The organism is Desulfosoma sp. (assembly GCA_037481875.1).
Taxonomy (GTDB): domain Bacteria; phylum Desulfobacterota; class Syntrophobacteria; order Syntrophobacterales; family DSM-9756; genus Desulfosoma.
Genome location: JBBFKY010000001.1, coordinates 613,455 through 636,172, shown reverse-complemented (window position 1 = coordinate 636,172; position 22,718 = coordinate 613,455). Strand labels below are relative to the sequence as shown.

21 protein-coding genes, 1 tRNA gene and 1 CRISPR repeat array (1 of these 23 only partly in view) are annotated in these 22,718 nt (G+C 53.9%); of the genes, 17 read left to right on the top strand and 5 right to left on the bottom strand.

From position 1 onward, the window contains the following. A CRISPR array of direct repeats spans positions 1–2,842; the repeat unit is 36 nt; unit sequence GTCCGAAGGCAGGCCCCGATTTGAGGGGATTGAGAC (it extends 14,783 nt beyond the left edge of the window). A gap of 859 nt (positions 2,843–3,701) precedes the next feature. From WHS46_02820 to WHS46_02795, 6 genes are all read left to right on the top strand, one after another. Continuing rightward, positions 3,702–5,870 carry a CRISPR-associated ring nuclease gene (locus WHS46_02820; GenBank protein ID MEJ5347608.1) on the top strand — a complete coding sequence of 723 codons (2,169 nt, stop codon included), beginning with the start codon at positions 3,702–3,704 and terminating at the stop codon, positions 5,868–5,870. After that, positions 5,867–6,463 carry a hypothetical protein gene (locus WHS46_02815; GenBank protein ID MEJ5347607.1) on the top strand — a complete coding sequence of 199 codons (597 nt, stop codon included), beginning with the start codon at positions 5,867–5,869 and terminating at the stop codon, positions 6,461–6,463. The genes WHS46_02820 and WHS46_02815 overlap by 4 nt, the downstream gene beginning before the upstream one ends. A 179-nt stretch (positions 6,464–6,642) precedes the next feature. Further along, positions 6,643–7,089 carry a hypothetical protein gene (locus WHS46_02810; protein MEJ5347606.1) on the top strand — a complete coding sequence of 149 codons (447 nt, stop codon included), beginning with the start codon at positions 6,643–6,645 and terminating at the stop codon, positions 7,087–7,089. Then, positions 7,086–8,207 carry a hypothetical protein gene (locus tag WHS46_02805; GenBank protein ID MEJ5347605.1) on the top strand — a complete coding sequence of 374 codons (1,122 nt, stop codon included), beginning with the start codon at positions 7,086–7,088 and terminating at the stop codon, positions 8,205–8,207. The genes WHS46_02810 and WHS46_02805 overlap by 4 nt, the downstream gene beginning before the upstream one ends. 13 nt (positions 8,208–8,220) lie before the next feature. Continuing rightward, positions 8,221–9,501: a hypothetical protein gene (locus WHS46_02800; GenBank protein MEJ5347604.1), complete on the top strand. Its 1,281-nt coding sequence runs from the start codon at positions 8,221–8,223 to the stop codon at positions 9,499–9,501. Positions 9,502–9,536: 35 nt separating this feature from the next. After that, positions 9,537–11,630, top strand: a complete 2,094-nt coding sequence (locus tag WHS46_02795) for a hypothetical protein (protein MEJ5347603.1) — start codon at positions 9,537–9,539, stop codon at positions 11,628–11,630. Positions 11,631–11,774: 144 nt separating this feature from the next. On the opposite strand, the gene csx20 is transcribed toward WHS46_02795, so the two are convergent. Continuing rightward, entirely contained in the window at positions 11,775–12,170 is a 396-nt protein-coding gene (csx20, locus tag WHS46_02790; protein MEJ5347602.1) for a CRISPR-associated protein Csx20, read from the bottom strand. Next, on the bottom strand, positions 12,167–13,516 hold the full coding sequence (gene csx2, locus WHS46_02785; protein ID MEJ5347601.1) for a TIGR02221 family CRISPR-associated protein: 1,350 nt from the start codon (positions 13,514–13,516) through the stop codon (positions 12,167–12,169). Before csx2 ends, csx20 begins: the two co-directional genes overlap by 4 nt. 288 nt (positions 13,517–13,804) lie before the next feature. On the opposite strand from csx2, the gene WHS46_02780 reads away from it, so the two are divergent. Continuing rightward, positions 13,805–14,182 carry a hypothetical protein gene (locus WHS46_02780; protein ID MEJ5347600.1) on the top strand — a complete coding sequence of 126 codons (378 nt, stop codon included), beginning with the start codon at positions 13,805–13,807 and terminating at the stop codon, positions 14,180–14,182. Between the two features lie 198 nt (positions 14,183–14,380). Here WHS46_02780 and WHS46_02775 read toward each other — a convergent pair. Continuing rightward, positions 14,381–14,455 (bottom strand) — tRNA-Thr (locus WHS46_02775). A gap of 115 nt (positions 14,456–14,570) precedes the next feature. Between WHS46_02775 and WHS46_02770 the strand changes: the two genes are divergently transcribed. The 10 genes from WHS46_02770 (at position 14,571) to rlmB (ending at position 21,299) form a co-directional block, all read left to right on the top strand. Then, complete coding sequence (locus WHS46_02770; protein ID MEJ5347599.1) at positions 14,571–15,485, top strand: DMT family transporter; 915 nt, start codon at positions 14,571–14,573, stop codon at positions 15,483–15,485. 533 nt (positions 15,486–16,018) lie between these two features. Then, positions 16,019–16,321 (top strand): YggT family protein, encoded by a 303-nt coding sequence (locus tag WHS46_02765; protein MEJ5347598.1) that lies wholly within the window; start codon positions 16,019–16,021, stop codon positions 16,319–16,321. A gap of 61 nt (positions 16,322–16,382) precedes the next feature. Beyond that, positions 16,383–16,880 (top strand): DivIVA domain-containing protein, encoded by a 498-nt coding sequence (locus WHS46_02760; GenBank protein MEJ5347597.1) that lies wholly within the window; start codon positions 16,383–16,385, stop codon positions 16,878–16,880. A gap of 14 nt (positions 16,881–16,894) precedes the next feature. After that, positions 16,895–17,065, top strand: a complete 171-nt coding sequence (locus WHS46_02755) for a Trm112 family protein (GenBank protein ID MEJ5347596.1) — start codon at positions 16,895–16,897, stop codon at positions 17,063–17,065. Further along, complete coding sequence (gene rfaE1, locus WHS46_02750) at positions 17,062–18,102, top strand: D-glycero-beta-D-manno-heptose-7-phosphate kinase (GenBank protein MEJ5347595.1); 1,041 nt, start codon at positions 17,062–17,064, stop codon at positions 18,100–18,102. The genes WHS46_02755 and rfaE1 overlap by 4 nt, the downstream gene beginning before the upstream one ends. Beyond that, positions 18,099–18,665: a DUF4416 family protein gene (locus tag WHS46_02745; GenBank protein ID MEJ5347594.1), complete on the top strand. Its 567-nt coding sequence runs from the start codon at positions 18,099–18,101 to the stop codon at positions 18,663–18,665. Before rfaE1 ends, WHS46_02745 begins: the two co-directional genes overlap by 4 nt. Next, entirely contained in the window at positions 18,662–19,549 is an 888-nt protein-coding gene (locus WHS46_02740) for a YicC/YloC family endoribonuclease (protein MEJ5347593.1), read from the top strand. The genes WHS46_02745 and WHS46_02740 overlap by 4 nt, the downstream gene beginning before the upstream one ends. 8 nt (positions 19,550–19,557) lie before the next feature. Beyond that, positions 19,558–19,839: a DUF370 domain-containing protein gene (locus WHS46_02735; protein MEJ5347592.1), complete on the top strand. Its 282-nt coding sequence runs from the start codon at positions 19,558–19,560 to the stop codon at positions 19,837–19,839. A 4-nt stretch (positions 19,840–19,843) separates the two neighbouring features. Continuing rightward, a complete protein-coding gene (gene gmk / locus WHS46_02730) occupies positions 19,844–20,458 on the top strand; it encodes a guanylate kinase (protein ID MEJ5347591.1) in 615 nt (204 codons plus the stop codon). A gap of 22 nt (positions 20,459–20,480) precedes the next feature. Continuing rightward, complete coding sequence (gene rlmB, locus WHS46_02725; protein ID MEJ5347590.1) at positions 20,481–21,299, top strand: 23S rRNA (guanosine(2251)-2'-O)-methyltransferase RlmB; 819 nt, start codon at positions 20,481–20,483, stop codon at positions 21,297–21,299. A 50-nt stretch (positions 21,300–21,349) separates the two neighbouring features. Here the strand turns inward: rlmB and WHS46_02720 are convergent, their stop codons facing one another. Further along, positions 21,350–22,069 carry a YggS family pyridoxal phosphate-dependent enzyme gene (locus WHS46_02720; GenBank protein ID MEJ5347589.1) on the bottom strand — a complete coding sequence of 240 codons (720 nt, stop codon included), beginning with the start codon at positions 22,067–22,069 and terminating at the stop codon, positions 21,350–21,352. Beyond that, positions 22,066–22,698 carry a Maf family protein gene (locus tag WHS46_02715; protein MEJ5347588.1) on the bottom strand — a complete coding sequence of 211 codons (633 nt, stop codon included), beginning with the start codon at positions 22,696–22,698 and terminating at the stop codon, positions 22,066–22,068. Before WHS46_02715 ends, WHS46_02720 begins: the two co-directional genes overlap by 4 nt. Between the last annotated feature and the right edge of the window lie 20 nt (positions 22,699–22,718).

Below are 22,718 nucleotides of genomic sequence, written 5' to 3'. Positions count from 1 at the left end.
CCGAAGGCAGGCCCCGATTTGAGGGGATTGAGACCTTCGCGGGTGGCCCACAAGGCCGTGATCCCATCAGGTCCGAAGGCAGGCCCCGATTTGAGGGGATTGAGACACCAGCGCCTTCCTGGTTTCTTGGGCCTTCCTTTCGTCCGAAGGCAGGCCCCGATTTGAGGGGATTGAGACGGCGGCGGCTTGGAGTGGCCTCGGGCGGGCTTTGTTGTCCGAAGGCAGGCCCCGATTTGAGGGGATTGAGACGCCGGAAGTTCTGAGCTTTGTGCCTGTACGCGGGTGGGTCCGAAGGCAGGCCCCGATTTGAGGGGATTGAGACTTATTAATTGGCTTGCTTGTTGTGGAGAGACGTAGCGTCCGAAGGCAGGCCCCGATTTGAGGGGATTGAGACTTGCTATTCTCTGCATAGTCGGAACCTCCATTCTTGGTCCGAAGGCAGGCCCCGATTTGAGGGGATTGAGACAGTCCGGAAGATCCGGACCACGCCGTGTTGAGGATGAGTCCGAAGGCAGGCCCCGATTTGAGGGGATTGAGACCCTTGGCCTGGGGTTGACTTTACGGCAGCGGAAATTTCGTCCGAAGGCAGGCCCCGATTTGAGGGGATTGAGACCCTCTAATCTTGGTGAGTTTTGCTATTCTCTGCATAGTCCGAAGGCAGGCCCCGATTTGAGGGGATTGAGACGCCTAGGTGGAGTTTCAAGTTTCTTTCGCATGAAGAGTCCGAAGGCAGGCCCCGATTTGAGGGGATTGAGACTTTTCCACTCCAGGCGAGGGGGTCCCTCGCCTAGGTGGTCCGAAGGCAGGCCCCGATTTGAGGGGATTGAGACTCGTAGGTGTCGTGGAAGCGGGCATTTGCCGCTTTGCGTCCGAAGGCAGGCCCCGATTTGAGGGGATTGAGACTTGGCCTCGGGGCGGGCTTGTGGTTGGGTTCCCTTGGTCCGAAGGCAGGCCCCGATTTGAGGGGATTGAGACCAGGTCAATGGCCAAGCGCTGCTTGTGCAGGCTTTGTCCGAAGGCAGGCCCCGATTTGAGGGGATTGAGACATGGTTTCGCATATCTGAAGTAATTTGCTTTCTTTGTCCGAAGGCAGGCCCCGATTTGAGGGGATTGAGACTCGCGGAGGGTAAGTTTTACGTCGGGCCACTCATTAGGTCCGAAGGCAGGCCCCGATTTGAGGGGATTGAGACCGGACCAAATCCGCACCTCCCGGGCAAGCTTTTCGTGTCCGAAGGCAGGCCCCGATTTGAGGGGATTGAGACTGAGAAAGCCCAAGAACTCTTTCACAAAACTTGACGTCCGAAGGCAGGCCCCGATTTGAGGGGATTGAGACCCATTCGCGCACGGTATTTTCTGAAACTTGGTCTCGTCCGAAGGCAGGCCCCGATTTGAGGGGATTGAGACCATAACCAGTCTCCATATGTAGCTGGTACGTCTTTTGGTCCGAAGGCAGGCCCCGATTTGAGGGGATTGAGACTCATAAGATCGATTAGGAGGGTCTTTACAACGTTGGTCCGAAGGCAGGCCCCGATTTGAGGGGATTGAGACAAGCACTATGTGCTTGTGCCATTGTGCATTTAGAAGGTCCGAAGGCAGGCCCCGATTTGAGGGGATTGAGACTTGCAGGCAACTTGACAAAGCCATTGTCAAGTCTTGTCCGAAGGTAGGCCCCGATTTGAGGGGATTGAGACTTGTGGTGGCCTCGGGCGGGCTGTTGGGTTCCCTCGTCCGAAGGCAGGCCCCGATTTGAGGGGATTGAGACTTCCCCAGCGGCGTTAGTGCGGAAGACTCTAACCAGGTCCGAAGGCAGGCCCCGATTTGAGGGGATTGAGACCAGATGACGCAGCCCGAGCGCACAAAGGCGCAATAGGTCCGAAGGCAGGCCCCGATTTGAGGGGATTGAGACTTGGTATGGCTCGGAACTCCCCCATTTTTTCAATACGTCCGAAGGCAGGCCCCGATTTGAGGGGATTGAGACCTTCATGCCAAAGCCCCGAGCCCGAGCATTTGATAGGTCCGAAGGCAGGCCCCGATTTGAGGGGATTGAGACACCCTTGCCTTCTTTTTACGAATGTGATCTTCATAGGTCCGAAGGCAGGCCCCGATTTGAGGGGATTGAGACTTGTGGTGGCCTCGGGCGGGCTGTTGGGTTCCCTCGTCCGAAGGCAGGCCCCGATTTGAGGGGATTGAGACTCATCGGCCCTGGGGGACCTGCTCGGATATGTCCCTGTCCGAAGGCAGGCCCCGATTTGAGGGGATTGAGACAGACGTTGTCGCCGAACGCTACAGAGATGTTTGTGTCCGAAGGCAGGCCCCGATTTGAGGGGATTGAGACCAAAGCCCCCGGGGGTTGCCCGGGGGCTTTGTGGTGTCCGAAGGCAGGCCCCGATTTGAGGGGATTGAGACCCGCGGCGGCGGTAGTGCATAAGGCCCCCGTGGGTAGTCCGAAGGCAGGCCCCGATTTGAGGGGATTGAGACCTGCTGCTTGGCCGAATTCATGGTCTAGAAGTCTTGGTCCGAAGGCAGGCCCCGATTTGAGGGGATTGAGACTTGCGAGCTTGTAACAGGCTCGACGATGAGCCTGTTGTCCGAAGGCAGGCCCCGATTTGAGGGGATTGAGACTCAACCCCAGCTTTTTTCATGGCTTGAGCATATTTAGTCCGAAGGCAGGCCCCGATTTGAGGGGATTGAGACGCAAGTGTCTTTGACCTCAGCTTGGACCGAGTGGTAAGTCCGAAAGCTGGCCCCGATTTGAGGGGATTAAGACATAGACTGTTCGGACATGGACCCGCAAGAGCCGAGCTACGTCCGAAAGCTGGCCCCGATTTGAGGGGATTGAGACCGTTCGATGGCGGGTCTAGGGAGCGGGTCCGCTCGATTCGGGCTCTAAGATAAACCCAACAGCGGGGCCGCCCCGTGCGGCCCCAACAAAGGAACAAAGGAGGGAAACCATGAAGCGCTTTACAGGCCTAATCCTCGGACTGATGCTTTCATTCGTTGTTGTTTTCGACGAGCGAGGGAACCCGCACTTTTTCTACGTGCCCCAAGGCCAAAGGAACCCGTTCATCATGCATGACCTTGAGCGAGGGAACACCTACTTTGGATATCGAGGCTCAAAGAACAACTTGGTGATCATGCCTCTTTTCGAGGACGACAATAAAGGTCTCAAGGACAGGAGGAAGTGGAATGCCTGGTAACAGTGCCTCGCTTCGAGTCCATCAGAGCATCTTTGCCCGAATGGTGGCCAGCCTCATTGACAAGGCCATAGAGCTTGGCTACGAAGTCACTCTGGGCGACGCCTAAAGAGATCCCAGGTGCCCTTATGGGTACCCCCAAGCCTGCACAGGCACCGCCTGGCCATCGATCTAAACCTGTTGCGAGGTGGCCAATACCTGACCCGCACCGAGGACTACAAGCCGTTAGGGTCCGAAGGCAGGCCCCGATTTGAGGGGATTGAGACTTAACCGTTATTTCGGCCGGCTCCGCAAACCAACAATCCCCGTCCAACGTTATCGAGAAAGCATGGCAGACCGTGTCGCTGGAGGAATCGTTCAAAACATCACGCGATACTAAAAGGCTCTCGCCACATGTGACAACCTTGCCGCCTCATCCCTTGGGCATGGACGGCTTTTCTAGTATCTGGTATGAACAACCTCACGTTTATAACCAAGACTACTACCCTCAAAAGTGACATGACTTCGATGAACCACGTTCTCGTCACAACACTTGGAAAAAACTGGGAAATTGTTCCAGAAATTCTGGGATGGACCAACCCCGATTTGGTCGACCTCTATAAACACCACCCTAACCGAAAGGAACTCGAGTCTCTTCGCGTCCAATACGATATTAAGCCCATCCAAAGTCTTTGGATTATCACCACAGATGGACCGGAAATCATCAATGCCCTTGACATCTTGAAAAACTGGCTCAACATCACGGCATCCAACCGGCTTCGATGCCGTGTGGTAAGGGTTCACGGCCTTCAGGACCTCTCATCCTTGACCGAATGCCGTCAAATGAGTGAAGCCATTCATCAGGTGGTCCTATGTGGTACTAAGGAGGCAGGCCCCAATGGTTCTCTGCTCTTGTCGCTCACGGGAGGCCGAAAGACCATGAGCAGCGACATGCAAACGGCAGCCGCCTTTTTCGGGTGCCGAGCCCTGGTTCACGTGGTCGGCCGTGACGATAAGCTGCCTCTCTTCAAGAAACTGCAGATCCACGACTTCTGTAAACCTCTTCCCGCCCCTATTGCCGATGCAGTAACACCTGTAGTGGTGGCCCGACACACTCCTAACCCTCTCATGGACTACCAGGAAACCTGGCAAAGGCCGCTGGAAGACTTTATCCACACGAACCTGCTGAAGGCGCTGGAATCCTTTGTTTTTTGGCAGGATTACTGCTTACCTATAAAAGAAACCCCACTCCTTGATGCTCTGGAAAAGCGTATCCAGGCGGCCTCAAACCTCGCGGCTAACCACGCCAGCCACATCATCCAAGCAGAAACCTCGGCCAATTTTCTCGCCCTCTACAGCCTCCCGCCCCGAACTATTCAGAAGCTCAAGCAGACCCTCGTCGGCCTCAATAGAGAGCCCCACCAAGTTGAAGCAGAAATTTCACTTCTTCGCCGTCTCCCCAAAGCGGAACTGCACTGCCATTTAGGCGGAGCTTTAACGGTCAAGGAAATGATCGAAGTGGCCTCATCCGTTGGGGAAAACATCCAAAAATACCGGCACCAACTGGACCCTTGGCTTAATGCTTGGAGATCGCGTCTCAATACGATGGATCCCATCCATCTGAGCAAAGGGTTGAACTGGAAAACGCTACGGCAAGCCGTCCCTGGCGTTCCGGAACCGCTTCCTGTAGCCGCTTTTATTCTCCTTTTTGAATCGAGCCCTCATGTTCTGGAGGAAATGATTTACGGAACCTACCTCGAGGAAAAAAATTTTGTCGGCATAGGCTACGAAGCTTACGAGGCCTTAGGCGATCTTCAGGGATCCGCCCTCCTACAGAGCGAAGAAACCCTAAGAGCAACGTGCCGAATCTTGGGCCGTAAAGCACGAGAACACAACGTGCTACACCTGGAAGTGCGCTGTTCACCGAAGAATTACTCGCGGGGAGGACTAAATGCCCTCCAGGTGCTTCAGATCATTGCTGAAGAACTGACTCGAGAGGGCTCTCAATCCACAGTTCTAATTCTTATCGGTAGCCGCCATCGGGATTTGTCGGCTCTGCAGAAAAATGTGGCTTTAGCGAAAAAAGTTTTAGAGCGTGAAGATCTGCTCTCCCAAATGCTGGCTGGCTTCGATTTGGCCGGAAATGAAAGAGTTCTGGCACCAGCTAAGGTACGCGAGGCTTTTTTGCCTCTCATGGAAAAGTGTTTGCACGCCACCATTCACGCGGGCGAAACTGCCGACGCTTCCAGTGTCTGGCAGGCAGTGTACCATCTCAACGCCGAACGCATTGGTCACGGTCTGACTCTTCATGAGAATCCAAACCTTCTAGAACGCCTCCGGGATCGGCGCATCGCACTGGAGATGTGCCCCTCTAGCAACTGCCAAATCGTAGGCTTTCGAGACACCCACATGCCCAATACGGCATCCCTCCCCCATTACCCTCTCTTGAACTACCTAAAACAGGGTTTACGGGTGACCGTCAACACGGACAACCCTGGCATCTCACGAACCGACTTTTCAACCGAATACCACCGCGCAGGGCGGCTTACCGCTAACGGTTTGAGCCTTTGGGACATTCTGCTGCTCATCCGAAATGCCTTCAAAGCTGCTTTCACCACCGCCCCCACGCGGCACAAACTTCTACGAGAGGCTGAAAATAAGATCCTTCAGCTGCTCGACATAGGATTGCTCCCATGAGTTTACAAGAACATGTCTTGTGTGTACCCCGGCACGCTCTTCCTAAGCCCTGGCTCCAAAGGCGAACCGCTCTTTCTCTGCGCTATGAGCAATGCCTTGAGGTGATCGCGGCCGCAGGCTACGGCTACAAACCCAGAGAGAAAGTAGAACAGGACCAGCAGTACAAGCAGATCATCCCTTACGTGGTCATGTTGGACATCCATGGCCGGGTGGGTTGTTACCGGCGAAAAGGCTCGGAAAAAAGGCTCCACGGCCGGGACTCAGTGGGTTTGGGAGGCCATGTGATTCGTGAAGATGCCGAGGCAGGAAGGGGGGAATTAGCTTCCCAACTGGAGCGAGGTCTGTACCGCGAGCTTTCCGAAGAGTTTACGACCCTGCCCGAACATTGCCAACTCACCTTTAAGGGAATCATTAATGAGGAAGAATCCTCAGTGGGTCTCGTTCACCTTGGACTCGTCTTTCGCATGCAGGTTTTGACGCCCAAGGCCCTTCGGCCAGGTACCGAACTGCACGAGTTTCAATGGATCCCTCTTAGACAGGTGCACCACCGTCCCCTGGAGCTTTGGTCCCGCCTCGCACTGCAACTCATCTAACCTGATTTTCTTATCGCTCGCCTCAAACTCAACCCATGTGCCAAGTGCTGTCCAGGCTAGCATGCCTAGTGGTTTCTCTCTTGATTTGTCTTCTTTCATGGTCTAACCAATATCGTGGTGGAGAGATAGGATGGCTGGATAGACAAGGAGCTTGTACCTTCATTAGGGTGGGTTCCGACATGCGCCAAGCCGAACAGGAAAACCCTCCTGTGAAAAAGCCACCCTCACTATGGGAGGTCCTGGGCGCAGCCCTACGACGGCTGTCGCCTATGTATTGGGAAGAGCGCATGCTTTTCGGTGGGGCCTCCGATCGAGAACTTCTCAAACAGACGTTCTTTTTCCCGGAACGTCAACGACATCCTTTCGGCACACACCCTATATTTGTCCTCAGGATCACGCATCCCATGGCCGTCGAGGTCTGCCCCTGCTCCACCAAAGGCCGAATGGCCGCTCGCTTCATCCGCCAGGGCTGTACCTTGGAAATCACGGGCAAGGTCATGGATCGCCGAAGCTACCTCATTGAAGCTTTTCGATTTCCGCTTCCATCGGATCCCGCCTTTTGGAAACCACTGAGCTTTTGGGGTAAAGTGCCTGAAACGTGTCTTGAGCCGGTACAAGGTCCATGAACTGGAAGGATTGGCTCTCATCCCCGCAATGCCACCCCGTCCTGGAACGGGCCGCATGCATCGTACTCAACCAGGTCAGAAGAAAAGCCATCCCGCATAGTCTGCTTCCGGATTCCAACGGCATTCCCCATCAGGACTATCCACAGCGAGGCACCTCATCCATTCAGGCCATGGTGAACACCCTGTGGCTCTACGCCAATCAGCAAGCGGATGCCTGGGAGGAGCGATACGCCTTCGCATCGCTTTACGATCAAGGAGCCCATCGCCTTGCCGCTTTTGTGGCGCATCGTTACACGCGCCATTTGCTGGACCTTTCCAGAACCCAACAGATAAGTCCGGGCAAGGCCTTGTATCGACGACTTCGCCAATGCCTTCATAACCATGACAAGGTGCAATATGACATAAAGGGCGGCCATGCCTCTTATGCGTGTTCTCAGGAGCCCTTGAAAGAAGCCTTGCAAGACGATCCGGCCGTCCTGCATTCAGAAAATTATCACCTGTGGCCGCCTCCTGAAGCCTCTTTGCGTTTGAACCCCGAAGGTTTGACCAAAGAAAAGGTGGTTCATGTAGCCTGCTCTTTTTGGCACGAAGCCGTTCGACGTCTCGGAAAACCATGTTGGGTTCCCGTGCGCGAACTGACTCGGTACCTCATGGCGCACCTGCCCATGCCTCCGTCGGAGCGGGAAGTGCTGTTTTCCGACTTGAGTTCCGAAAACGAAAATGACTCATCTCCTCTCGACTTTGAGGTTTCCGTCGAAGGGTCGCAAGAAAAGGAACTTTTGCGCCAAGACTTGCCACGTCTCGCTCAGAAACTGATCGCCGACTGGGATGATCGAGAGCGCTTCGTTTTCTACGCCTACTACGCCATGCGCTGGACATTAGCGGACATCGCCCGAGAAACAGGCTATCGAGGAGCTGCCGGCGCCAGGTATCTTCTCACGCAACTTATTCTTCGCATCAAGGATTTTTGCCTGCTCTGGTCGGGTTTGTCTTCCTGGGACGAAGATCATGATCTGGCTGCGGAGTTTCTCGAAGAAATCCTGAAAGCTTGTAAATCGGCCTGGCAGTGCCGTAGTTCATGGATGAAAGGTTCTACGGATTCAGATGCATCTCTCTAAAGGTATAGTGCCTATGCCCCAAAGCTCGCACAGTGCCGCCGTTCTGCGCTTGGCTTGGGAGGAAGCCCTAAGAGCTCGGGGTTGTCCACCCGAAGCCGTTCTTCTTGCCGACCCCATACCCGAGGCTCTTCAGCGCCACCTGAGCGCGTGTCCCTGGTGTGACCAAGAGCGCGATGCCCTCCTTCGAAACCGTGCACACAAAAGCGAAGGCAAGGCTCTCTGTGGAACTCCAAGCCACCGGATCGCTCAGGACGCAGGCGAAGCGCCCGCCTTCTCAGGAAAAGATCCGCGCTGCGATGGGGTCTCAGGAATTTGCCTCAACATTTTCGATCCGGATCGCACAAAGGACTTCAAACCGGCCGCCGTAAACGCGTCAAAATCCCCAGGGCCTGGAGACGTGGTTCGCCTTCAACCCGATTTGGCCGGCTGGGGCCCTAGATCCCGATTCTACAACGCTCCTTTGGTGCTGGTCCTCGAGTCCGTAGAAGAGACGGCATCGGCTTTTCGAGTCGCTCTTGTCCATGACTTTCCCGATCTCGCCGGTCCCGGCGATGTAGAGGTTCTGCCCGGAATTTTTGTCGAACCGTGGAACACCTTCGCCTGCTTGAAAGAGCATGTGAGCGATCCCATCTTCACGGTGTCCAACGCCCTTTTGAACGTCATTCACCAAAAAGCCCAAAACCTATCCCAGGCTGTCCTCTGCGATGAAATCTCGACGCAATCCCCTTTCGCATCGTTCCTCTCGGCGTTTCAGCGTCTCGAGGTAGAGGTGGCTTCTTTTTTCGCTCAACGCACTCTGGAAACTTTAATGGCTTTTCAAGAAAACCCGACGGCCTGGACCTTGGACTCCTTTTTTCGGGATAGGAAAACCTTTCGAAAAACCTTCAGTCCATGGCTTCAGCTGGATCCAGACAGCCAACCTACTGTGAAAACACTGCTCACGGCGCCGTGGGTCGAAGAAGTCCTGCCTCTGGCGGCCGCCCCGGCCCGTGAAACCGTCCCAGTCAGACTCCTTCGCCTCAGTGACGAATCTGCACCCGTTCTGAAACCTGCGGGCGCCGAAATCACCGTCCTTCAATCCAGTGCGAAAGGGGTTCTCGTGGGAGGAAGGATTCTTGAACCCCTTTCAGATGTAGCTTCCATCTACGGTTTATGGATTGTTTCGGATGGTGAACTCGAGCCCCTGGAATCGGCTCTGGATGGATCCACGGGCTATTTTCGATTGCTCTTTCCTGTCTCGAAAAAATATCAGCCGTTACTTCAGGATCTTCGACTCTTGGTTGTAGACCGATGAATGTTTCTCCCTCCTGGTCGTTGGAAGAAATGCGTGTGTGGCATGAATGGGGCTGCCTTGAAGAACGAAAGTTTCAGTGGACAAATCCATGGCATTTTCGTTGGCCTGAAAAGCCGCAAAAAGCCGAATATATTTTAAAAATCTTGCACACAGGTCTGGATCCAGCTTGGTCTCGTTTTCTTCTGACCGCCTTTTTCGCCGCCGCCTTGGGACGACGAGAAGAAAAAGGAGCCCATAGTTTTTTACAGGTCTTGCAGCGGCTCATGACACCGCATGACGTGGGCCTTTGCCTGGACTGGGCCTACGTGCTGCAAGCTCAATGGGCTTTGGTGGCTCTCCCGACGGTTCAGGGAAAGAAAGCGCACGTGTTTTGGGCTCTTTTAGGAGCCCTTCCCTCTAGCACGCAATTTCATAGCCCCTCCTGGATCATGGACCGACTGGATGCCGCTGCACAAGGTGCTCTGGTAAGGGCTCATGAGCTCTTTAGGCACAGAACGGGGAAAGCCATGGTTTTTATTCCTTTGCTTCCTCCGTCTGAACCGAGCCCATGCATTGAGGGACCATCCTGGGCTTTGCCGGCTTATCTGGGAGCCTGGGAAGCTCACTTGGGCGCTATGGGTGGTCGAAGAGGCCTTCATGTGGCTGCAAGTGGGGATGTGGACGAACAGGGGTGTGTGCTCCCTGTGGGTTTTGTCAGGGAAAAAGCGAAGGCCTTGGCGGCCTTAGGCTTTCAGACCTTGATATGCCCTTTGGAATTGGCGGAAACGCAGGCGTCGGCACAAGGATTGCGGGTTGAGCAAGTGAGGAATATCCAGGCTGCAGAATGCCTGTGGGAACTTAAAGGGGATGTGACGGGAAAAGGGTTTGCCAAAGATTTCGAAAAGCTTGGGTCGCCCCAAGAGCTGGCCCTGGGACTTCGTTCCCTGGATCCGCGCCTTCGAGGGTGGAGCGGTTTTTCCGGATTGTACGCTCATGCGGTGAAAGAAATTTTACAAAACCCTCGAGATGCAGAAAGTTTTACGGATTCCCTGGAAAGGCTTTTCTCCGATGCCTCTGAAGACCTCGGCTGGGTCGAAACTTTGCTGAATCCTATAAGTTTTGAGGACGTCCAAGATCTGGCCCGTCAATCCTTTCTTACGTCCTTTCGGCTGGCTCATCTTCTCTGGGCCGTGGCAGGGCAACGCGGGAATACCGAAGAAGCGCTGTGTTGGGCTAAGTTTTGCCGCGACACTTTTTCCCAACAACTTCCCCTTTATCTCGAAGGGATTCATCGTTTGGCTGATTTTTGGAATCGGCTTTTTGTTACCTTATACCATGGCCGTTATCATTTTGACGCGAAGCTTCCTGAATGGCTTACGGACATTCAAGACCATCTGGAATCCATTCGGGAAAGCCATGCCGTCAAAGGCCTCAAACCCGCAATGCCCAGTTTGGGGAAAATTTATGGAACCATCGCGCAAAACTTCGGCTTTTGCGGTCCCCTTTACCTTCGGGACTCTATTCAGTCGGTATCCAAGGCGTGGAATGCCTTTGGTGAATGGCGGCTCCAGGAATTCAAAAAGGATTGTCTTCGACAATACCACTACCTCGTCTATGCCTATCTAGACGCCAATCAGGTTGGCAAAGCTCAAGAGGCCCTCGAAAACTACATTGAATCTCCTCTCGATAAAGTGAACCCCGCAAGGCTTCAGCGTTACCAACATGCAGCTTTGGCACGCTTTCTCGCCGAGACGGATTTTCGACTGCCTGTTTACGAAAAGTGGTGCCGCGAACAGCTCTACCGTTCCCCGGCAGAACACCCTTGGCAACTGTGGCTTTGGAATGTGGGACGATGGCTTCATGCACGTCAAGAAAAGAAAATCGCCTGGGAACAGGGGCTTCGATTTTGCACAAAATTGGGTTCCACGGCACAACCTATGGCTCTCTTGCACGCGGCCTGGCTGTATCGAGAGGGACTTGCTTTAACGTCGTGGCTGGAGGAAGGGGTTTTTAAGGTCCTTGAAGAAGTGGCCAAAGGTCGTCTTCACACGCCCCATTTTGCCGAGCTTCTTTCCAAAACCTCTTGGCAGGAGGTGGTGGAAGCCGTCGCCGATCAACCCGCCAGATGGTTTCCGTTCACCTATCGATAAGCTTAAACATGGATGATGTCAGCTTTGCTGCGTTGAAGGGGCGAGGCAGCGTCCCGCCCCCCGCCATGGTATTAAGGATCTCGTTATTATGAGTTCATTGATAAGCTTATACACCAGGAGTTTTTCGGGAAGGCAGCCCGTCTTTTACACGAACTCATAACGTCGAAACCGAATGTGTCGAAAAATGCGCTTTTGAAGCACACTACCGTCTGGTTGAATCGTTTCCTCAAGGACTCGGTTTGTGGTGGCATACACCGGCACGAGCCCTCTGGACAAAGCCCATGATGCGGTGAGACAGGTGGCTCCATAGTCCCCTTGCACGATGACGAGATCGCCGGAAACCGCTTCCTGTGCCAACCATTCCAAAACAGGCTGAATCCATTCTCGAACCGAAGCCGCTTCAGGGGGCACTTCTTGCCACAGCTTTTGTAATTCTTCGGGCATGACACGCACCTGAGAGGCTTGCCACGTTTGTGTCAAGTCGTTTTCCTGATCTGGAGTGAGCCGGTGTGAGAGCAGAACAAACGCTTGTCGCATCATTGCCCTTTTCCATGACCACGAGAAAGTGGAGGAACCGCTGCCTCAAAGGCTTCCCAAGCGGTACGAAGGGATTCCAGTCCTCCGTTCTGAAGGAATTGAAGAAGGCTCGGAGCAGATTTTGCATCGGTTTTCCAGCCTGCATGCATCAGATCATTTCTGCGATCCCTTAAAGCTTCAAACTTTTTGGCAAGCGTCTTCAGCGCTTCACCTCCAGTCCTAAGAACATGCAGGGCTTCGTCCCGCTTTTGGGCAAGCAGACCTTCCCAATCCTTTTCGGGTTTGCCTGTGGCCACGACATGTAAAAGGGCGCTCCAGAAATTTTCCCGCATTTTCTCGTTCATAGGGTCCTGACCTGCCCACCGACAAAGAGCGCTCAGAATGGTTTCTCGAAGCAGAACGTACGCCTGGGGAATCAGCTCATGTTCCAAGCACCAGGCCGCCGCTTCAAAGCCTTTGGTCGTTTCGTTCTGAACCTTGAATCTTTGCACTTTGCGGCGAAGGATCTCCAAAAGGGGCGTCAGCGGGGGAATCAGCCTCTGGTTTTCGACCGCGTCCAGTTGTTCGTCGAAAGATTGAGCTTTGAGCACATGAGGACCTCGAGCGGCGGACAGATTAAGGCACAGGTTTTCTAGCTGATTGCCTAGGGTGGACATAGAGCACGCCAGTTTCTTTTGATCCTGCTCTTGTCGCTTATTGAACACAGCACCAAGATTGCGTCCTATAAGGCGCTTGATTTCCTGAGGACGACCGGCTTTCTGAAAAATATCAACCGCTCTCGCCCAGTCCAGGAGAGCGTCGTAGGGGGTGAGGTCAAACACGGGGGCGATTCGCTGTTCTACGGGTCTCTGCTCGACTTCCTTCAGTGTTCCCATGGTTTCAAAGGCACCGTACACAATGCGTTCCACGCGGATGTCCTTGAGCACTTTGGCATAGTTGAGGATTACTGTTTGGAGTAGAGGAAGAGATCGAAAGGAATGGGTGACGTCCAGGTAAACCTGGTCCTGAGGCTTAAGAGCTTCCATAAGGATCATGAAAATATCCATGATTTCCGTTTCGTTTTTGCCGTCGGGAATAGGCAGCATCTGGCGTTGAGCGGGAAGATTCAGCTCTTCGATGCGCGTCCGCAAACCCTTTTCAAAGTTGCCACCATTCAGCCAATTTCTTTCCTCGGCTTCTCTTGTACACAAGATGAGTATTCGATCCTCAGCGGTCCATGAAACACACCAGTGGGCCAAAAGAGCTTCTTGAATAAAATTAACCGGCCGTGCCGACCTTCGACCGTCAATTTCGTAGTAACACGGTAGATACTTGTTGGTACCCAAAGGGCTGATAAAAACTCTCGCCATTGGAGCCTCCTCAATGCCCGACACCTGTTCTGGTTTCCACTTCCGCCCTTTTATGCGGAAGAAGCTTGAACTTCAAAACCCTACCCACCCAACCCGTTCTAACGATCAATACGGCATTCGGGTTGGACTTTACAAAAAATCAGACCGTCCATTGATCTTTTTCGCAGGAGATGCTGACAGCACGGCGGACCATTCGCTTGAGAGTTCCTGTTGTCAGGAGTGTCTTGTCAACGTAGCAGGCGGATGCTAAGGTTTCCGAAAAACGCGCTGAAAGAAGGAGCCTTCCTCATGTCCGAATCCGCTCATTTGGCCAGTGAGAGCGAAATCAAACAATGGATCACACAGATCGCGGAGCAGATCCTTCGAGAAAAGGCGGAGGAGATCCTGGCTGAAAAGATCGCCGTTTTTGTTAAGGAAAACGAACAGCGAGCTCGGGAATTCTCTTTGATGGAAAGGGTAATTCGCGTTGAGGAAGAGCTCAAAGCCCTCAAGGAAATTCAGATCGCTCACTTCAATGCTTCGGAGAAACGTTTCGAGGCGCTGCAGCGTGAAATGACAGCCAGGTTCGAGGCCGTGGACAAGCGGTTTGTGCTGGTTCAATGGACGATGGGGCTGGGCTTTTCTCTGATGATAGCCTTCATGGGTGCGCTGAAACTTTGGCCCTAACAATCCACGCGCCCTTTCGCCTCTCGGATCTGATGGATGACCTATCTTGATCCGCGGAAGCCACGCCACATTTCTCACAGCTTAAGGGCCATACTTTTCAAGAAAAAACCGCACCTGCCCGCCACTTTTGGACACCTTCCTAACACTTGACACACAAAACAGCAGGGGCTAGGCCCTAAGACCTAGCCCCTTGATTTCTGGAGCTGGCGATGGGATTCGAACCCGCAACCTGCTGATTACAAATCAGCTGCTCTACCGTTGAGCTACGCCAGCCTAGTTTAACGTCGGCTTATTAGCACAATCTTTAGGGCGGCGTCAACGCGGCGTTGTAAAGGCGGTGATTTTCGCTTAGGGTAGCGACTCTTCACAGAGTCTTTTGGGGTGTCTTATGGATGATGAAAAAAAGCCTGCATTGTGGATGCTGTGGGGCGTCGTTTCCGCCGGTATTTTGGCCATCTCCAGTGCCTCTATACTGATTCGGCTGGCCGAAGCACCTTCCCTGGCCATCGCCAGTTATCGAGTCACACTCGCCGCAGCATGCGTAGCGCCCTGGGCCCTTCATGCCTTCTTTCGAACGGGCCTCGTCATGCCGCCGCGATGGAAAGCCGTCCTGCTTTCCGGCTTTTTTCTGGCACTGCATTTTGCCTTTTGGATCGAGTCCCTGAAAAGGACCTCTGTGGCCAGTTCCGTCACCTTGGTAAGTACCAGCCCGGTCTTTACGGCTGTCTTGTCTTCCTTTCTCTTGAGGGAACGTCTTCGGCCGCTCATGGCCGTGGCCATTGGAGCCTGTCTTGTAGGAACCGCTGTCGTGGCCGGCATGGATTTTCACCTGGGAACCAATTCTCTTATCGGGGACCTCTTGGCTTTAGCCGGAGGTTTGATGGCATCCGGGTATTTTCTTGCCGGCCGATATGCTCGAACCACCCTACCCCTTTCCACTTACATCTTTTGGACTTATGGCCTTGCCAGTGTGGTTCTCGGACTCTTTTGCCTCATGAGCCGAACCCCTGTTTTCGGTTTTCCCCCTAAAACTTATGCCGTGCTCATTCTCCTTGCCGCCATTCCTCAGATGATCGGCCACACCAGCTTCAACTGGGCCCTCAAACACCTGAACGCCACGGCGGTAGCCGTTCTGACCTTAGGGGAACCTTTAGGAGCCACCCTGCTTGCCTATCTTCTTTTTCATGAAACAGTGTCTCTGCCTACAGCCGTAGGACTGTGCCTGCTGGCGGCTGGTATTGTCACCTGCGGATTTGCGGCCTCTGAACGACCCCAGAAGGCCGGGAGGCCGGCCGACGGGTAGAGCCCGTTGGAGGTGTGCGGCGCAAGGGACACTAAATTCACGCCGTGCCCTTGGAAGCATGGATGAGAAGGCCTATTTCCCTTGGGAGCGCGGGAGTTCCACGTCGGCATCAGAAGCCGGCCTGAGAGCATGGCCCTTGATGCCACTGAATCGCCCTGAATCCTGTAAGGGCAAATCGGCTTGTGCGCCCCGAAAATATTCCCCCGGCGCGGGTTTTGGGGCAGTCCCATGGGTCCGCCCCTACGGGGGGTTGGGAATGGCCCATGGCCGATGAGGCCGGTCCTATGGCCGGGGTCGGTACCGTGAGCGAACACATGGGGCCACCCTTACAGGACCAAGGAGCAACAACCCTGCGGAGCACTCGATAGTGGGGTGTGCTCAGGAGAGGCTCAAGGGTGTCTTTTGTGTGCTGGAACCTTGCTTGGGGTTTCTTCGTTGACACTGGAGCGGAAAACGGCTAGTTTTCGCGCGTCAGAAACGCTTAAAAAGCCACAAAGCTCCATTTCTTACTTCTAACTTAAGCGGAGATGCCCATGTTTGTCCTGAGCAATCTTCTTATGGCCGTCGCCGAGGTTCTCAATATCGTCTTGACCATTTACATGTGGATCATTGTCGCCCGGGCGATTCTTTCTTGGGTGAACCCAGATCCCTACAACCCGATTGTCCGCTTTCTCCATAGTGTGACGGAACCGGTTCTTTACGCCGTTCGAAAACGTATTCCCGCTTTCTTCGGAGGGATCGACTTTTCTCCAATGATCGTCATTTTGGCCGTTCTATTCCTTCAGAGATTCCTTGTTTCTTCACTCAGGGAATTGGCTTTGGTTCTAAGAGCCTAAGAGGTTTCTAAAAGGCAAAGGCATCAAGTCGCTTCCATCGGTGAAAAGACAGTGATTGGTCATGGAATGGACATTGCTTGAAAAAAACAACAGAAGATTTCGTCTGGCTTGGAGAGGTTACAGTCCAAAGGAAGTGGACCTTTTTGTCGACCAGACCCTGTCCGAGCTGGACAAACTGAAAGCCGACAACGCCGCGCTGCAACGACAACTTCAAGAACTGACCAAGGAAGTCTCAGAACATCGAGATCGGGAAAAAACCATTCGTAACGTTCTTGCAAACGTGCAAAAAGCTTCCGAAATCATGAAAGCTAACGCGGAAAAGGAAGCCAAACTCCTTATCGCGGATGCGGAACTGCGTGCGGAAAAAATCCTTCAAGCAGCCCATCAACGTCTGGCCCAACTCCATCAAGACATCAACGAGCTCAAACGTCAGCGTATTCAGTTGGAAGCCAAACTTCGATCGACCATTGAAACCTACAGGCAGCTACTGGAGGCCCATCAAGAGACAGTGCGTGAAGAGGACGGGATCGAGAGCAAGGTGACGCTTTTGAGTCGATGAAGGGGGTAAGGGGTATGAGCATCAGCCAAGAACTCCTCGAAATTCTCGTCTGCCCTCAATGTAAGGGTGACCTTCGCCTAACGGATTCTCAAGACGGCCTAGTCTGCGAGCGCTGCCGGCTCCTTTACGAAATTCGAGACGGCATTCCCATCATGCTTCCGGAAGAAGCCAAACCAGCGCCGTGATCGAGGTCCTTTCAGAATCCATGGCCGCCGCCATCCTCACCCAAAACCAGCACCACCTTCTCCAAGGGCTGGATCGTTTTGCCCAAGCCACGGTGCTCGTCGTCGGGGATCTCATGCTGGATGTTTTCCTCTGGGGCGATGTGCGCCGAATCTCTCCGGAAGCTCCAGTCCCCGTAGTGGAAGTACGCCGAGAAACCCACAGGTTGGGTGGCGCCGCCAACGTTGTTCATAACATCGTGGCCATGGGCGGAAAGGCTCGGGTTGTGGGTGTCATCGGAAATGACTCCTTTGGTTTGGAGATAAGAAACCTTCTGGAACAAGTTCAGGTTTCCTGCCAAGGTTTGGTCACGGTCCATCATCGTCCCACAACCGTCAAGACCCGAGTGATCGCCCATCATCAACAGGTCGTGCGCGTGGATCGAGAGGAAACCGGCCCTTATGACGTTCAAAGCCTGCGGGCCTTAGAGCAGGCTTTGGAAACCGAAATCCGCGGTGTGGATGTCGTGGTGGTTTCCGACTACGCCAAGGGGGTTGTATCCTACAACCTTATGGAGACTCTTCGGGCTCTGGTGCAAGATGGTGAGATTCCTATCTTCGTGGACCCCAAAGTGCCTCATGCGTCCTATTACCATCACGTCACTCTAGTGACCCCTAACACTCAGGAAGCTTCGGCCATGGCCGGCAAAACGGTGACGGATGAAACCTCCCTGGAAGCCGTCGGCCGTCACCTCTTGGAAAAGCTTCAATGCCGCCATGTGCTCATCACTCGAGGTCCCGAAGGCATGAGCCTTTTCGGGGCTGGAGCCCCCACGTTTCACATTCCTACGGTTGCCAAAAAGGTCTTCGACGTTACCGGGGCGGGAGATACCGTTATCGCCGCTATGGCTCTGGCCGTAGCGGCAGGCCTGGATATGCGCAAGGCCGCTGTGTTGGCGAATATCGCGGCAGGTATTGTGGTTGGAGAAGTGGGCACAGCCGTCGTGGAACATGATCGTCTTCGAGCCGCCCTGCAAGACGGTGAAGGCTGTGAGCCATGAGTGTTCCCAAAGCTCCCAAACCTTGCAAACTGGTTTTTGGGCTTCTTTTTCGTCGAAACGACGAGAAAGTGCACGTGCTATCCGAACTGACCGATATGTTTGGACCTTTGGACGCCGTGACAAAATCGCAAGAATTCACTTACACCCGTTACTATGAAAAAGAGATGGGATCAGGAATTCTAAGGCTTTTCGGCAGCTTTGTGGAGCCTGTGGATCCCGAACGCCTTGCTGAAATCAAGGGTCGCACCAATCTTTTGGAGCAGGAATGGGCTCGAGATGGACGCCGGACCGTCAATGTGGATCCCGGCCTTTTGAGCGAAGACAGCCTGATTCTGGCCACGGGAAAAAAAGCAGGGCATCGTATTTATCTTCGGGACGGCATTTACGCGGACCTGCATCTTCTTTATCAAGACGGCGCCTATCGCCCTCTTCCCTGGACTTACCCTGACTACGCTCAGGAAGACACAAGAAGGTTTTTCGGACTTCTGCGAGGTACCCTTATGGCACATCGACTCGGTCGCCTGCCCCGTTCCTTCCCGACTCTTAAGGAGATCAGCCTGTGATTCGAAGCATGACAGGATACGCGCGTGCCGCCTCGAACAACGGAATCTACGAAGCCGTTGTGGAAATGCGCAGTGTCAACGGAAAGCACCTAGACCTTTTTATTCGCCTTCCTAAAGAACGTTTGGATTTGGAGGAAGTGGTTCGAGACGTCCTGCGTCGAAAGCTGCAACGGGGTCGTGTGGACTGTTATGTTTCCATCGAACCCCTGGTATCAGGGCTGAGAGCGGCCCGACTTCATTTTCAGACGGCACGGGCTTATTGGGATACTCTCTATCAGCTCCATCTCAAACTGCCGGGCTCCAACCCCCCGCAACTGGAACATCTTTTGAAACTCCCCGGTGTTTGGGAAACAGACAGCACTTTACCGCAAGCCGAAGAGCTACGCGATCTGGTGGCTCAAGCCACCGAGGAGGCTCTGGACCGACTCGTGGAAGCCCGCACCCTGGAAGGGCAAGCTCTGGCAAGGGATATTTTGGATCGGCTTCACGAGCTTCAGCAGGACAGAGCTTTGGTGGAAGAGCGCTCTCAAGTGGTTTCGGCGGAGCTCCTGGGAAAACTTCGAACCAAAATTCAAGATATTTTAAACGCTCTTCAGGGCACCGTGGACGAAAACCGTCTGCTTCAGGAACTGGCCTACCAGATGGATCGTACGGCCATCAACGAAGAGCTGGTCCGGCTTAAAAGTCACTTGGACCAAATGATCGGCTGGATTGAGGCGGAAGAACCCGTCGAAGGACGTCGTCTGGATTTTATGGCTCAAGAACTGCTTCGAGAAGTGAACACCATCGGGTCGAAAACCACTGACCTGATTGTGACGCAAGCCGTGGTTCGAATGAAAAATGCCATTGGAAAGATCAAGGAACAGATTCAAAACATTGAATGAGGCCAACGATGGACATTAAACTGCTTAACATCGGGTTCGGCAACACCGTGGTGGCCAACCGTATCGTGGCCATCGTATCCCCAAGTTCGGCGCCCATGAAACGCCTCAAAGAAGATGCCAAGCAAGCCAACAAGCTCATTGACGCCACCATGGGGCGACGCACACGGGCTATTATCATCACGGATAGTGATCATGTGATTCTGTCCGGCGTGCAGGCGGAAACCATCGCTCAAAGACTTTTGCACGATCAGGGACAAAAGGACGGCGCCTCGTCCAAGAGCGGAAAGTGACAGAATGCCGAAAGTTCCCGGTCACGTGTTTGTTCTCTCCGCTCCGTCCGGTGTGGGTAAGAGCACCATTGTGCGGGCCGTTTTGGATCGAGACCCCCATGTACGCTTTTCGGTCTCCTGCACGACCCGATCTCCTCGAGTCGGCGAAACCCACGGAGTGGATTATTATTTTTTGACTCGGGAAGCTTTTGAAAACGGCATCGCCGAAGGTCGCTTTCTTGAATGGGCTGAGGTTTACGGAAACTACTACGGCACCGACCGACGCCTTGTGGAAAGCTGGCTGGCTCAAGGTCTGGATGTGCTTCTGGAAATTGACGTTCAGGGGGCAAGAAAAATCCGCGCAACGGACCTTGATGTCACCACGCTCTTTATTCTGCCCCCTGACATGGACACTTTGGAACAGAGGCTGCGACGTCGCGGTACCGAGTCCGAAGAAGTGATTCGACGGCGCCTGGAGACGGCTCAGGCGGAAATTCGGGAAGCTCCTTGGTACGACTATCTGATTGTCAACAATGCCCTAGAAGAAGCGGTCGCCGACGTCATGGCGGTGCTGCGTGCGACACGCTGCAGCCGCCTTCGAGCCTACGGGGCTTTGGCACCTTTCCTTCCCTTCCTCTAACCTTTTTTGAAATGCAGCAGCCGTGGCAAAAGATCGTTCCAAAGAAAGCCGCGTCACAGTCAAATCCTTTCGAGAGACTAAACAAGAGGAACTCTGGGTTTACGGCGTGCATCCCGTGCGGGAATGTGTGCAATCTCAGCCGGAAAATGTTTGTGAAATTGTCTGTTCTCGTGACGATACACGGGTTCAAGAAATCCTGGAATCGGCCCGGAACAAGGGGATTCCGGTTTCCAAGGTGGAGCGCCGTCTTTTGTCCGATCGTCTCGGTCATGAGCACCATCAGGGTATCGCAGCTCGTCTGAAAGCTTTTCAGTACCACAGTCTGGAAACGGTCCTCACACGGCCAGATCCCGGACAACCTCCCGTTCTTCTGCTGGATTGCCTTCAAGACCCCCACAATCTTGGAGCGATCCTTCGCAGTGCCTGTTTTTTGGGGGCTCGAGCCGTTATTTTCGCCAAAGACCGTTCCGTTCCTGTCACAGGAACCGTGTATAAAGCTTCGGCGGGAGCTTTGGTGCATCTTCCCGTGATTCAGGTGACTAATCTGGTTCGTGCCATGGAAGAACTCAAGAAAGTGGGTTATTGGATCGTGGGTTTGGATTTGGAAGGACCGTCTACCATTTATGAGATGCAGTATACCATGCCTGTGGCTATGGTTGTGGGCAGCGAAGGCACAGGGCTTCGACCTTTGGTGAAAAAAACCTGCGACTTTCTGGTCAAAATACCCGGAACGGGTCCCGTGCAATCCCTAAATGCGTCGGTGGCCGCCGCCGTGGCTCTAGCGGAAATACGGCGTCAGCAAACCTGCACAGCACTCCTTTCGTCGGATCGTCAACCGTAAAGTTTTTGTGATAACCACGTTGCGCCCATCTCAATGAGGTCACCACAAGCTCATGGGGACAAGCTTGCACTCGGTTTTGACGGCCTAGGTCCAAATAATGCCGTACCTACACGTATCAAGGTCGCTCCCTCTTCGACGGCCACATGAAAATCGTGGCTCATGCCCATGGAGAGCTCCGTCAGACGCTCGGGATGCAGAGCCTGTTGTCGTAGCCTTTCCAACCACTGCCGAAGGCTTCTAAAAAAGGGCCGCACCGCCTCGGGATCTTCAAAGTAAGGGGGCACGGCCATAAGACCCCGAACATCAAGCCATTCCATGATTTGCACGGATTTGAACAAGGATTCCAGATCGTCGGGAGCCACACCTCCCTTGGTTTCCTCGTCACCCAGATGCACCTGTAATAGAACAGGAACCCTTTTGCCTAGCGCTCCTCCGCGTTTATCCAGTTCACGGGCCAAAGACAAGCGATCGACGGTTTGAATCCAGTCAAATTTTTGAAGTGCCGCTTTCACCTTGTTGGTCTGAAGATGCCCGATGAAATGCCATTCCAACGAAAGATCGTTTAAAGCCTCGATCTTTCGGGATCCTTCCTGAACATAGTTTTCCCCGAAAAGACGAAGTCCTACCGCTGCAGCTTCTCGAATCTTTTCCACAGGAACCTGTTTGGTCACGGCGATAAGCCGGATACTGTGGACGTCCCGCCCGCTACGACGGCACGCCTCTTCCAGGCTGCGATGAATTTGAGCCAGATTGGCTTTCAGGACACTCATCCCTCGCCCCATGCGGTTTTAAGGTTTTCCCCAACCCCCGAAGGAATGATAATCCCGTTTTTCTGGAGCATTCCAAGGGTTTCTGCAAGGGGAAGCCCCACAACGTTGCTGTATGAGCCGTACACGGCCTTGACAAAGGCCCCGGCCAACCCTTGAATGCCGTAGGCGCCGGCTTTATCCATAGGTTCACCGGTGCCCACATAGGCGATGATTTCAGCTTCCGTCATTTCACGAAATTCCACGCGAGTCTTTACGATTTCTACCCGGCAAAACCCTTTATCCGCTCGCGTCAGACACACGGCGGTATACACATCGTGGCTTCTGCCGGAAAGAGATCGTAACATGGTGTAGGCTTCTTGCGGCGTCGACGGCTTTCCAAAAACATGGCCTCCCAAAACCACAATGGTGTCCGCCGCCAGAACCCACGAGGTCGTTTCCATCTGCGCTACCGTGCGTGCCTTAAACAAGGCGGATCGACGCACTCCTTCATCCGGCCGTAAACCGATGGCGGGCTCTTCGTCAGGGCTTGGAATCACACGAAACTCCAGGCCCATCTGCGCCAGAAGTTCCTTTCTTCTTGGAGATGCGGAAGCCAATACCAACGGCTCACGAACAACATAGAGAGCCACTTTTGCGCCTTTCCTCAAAG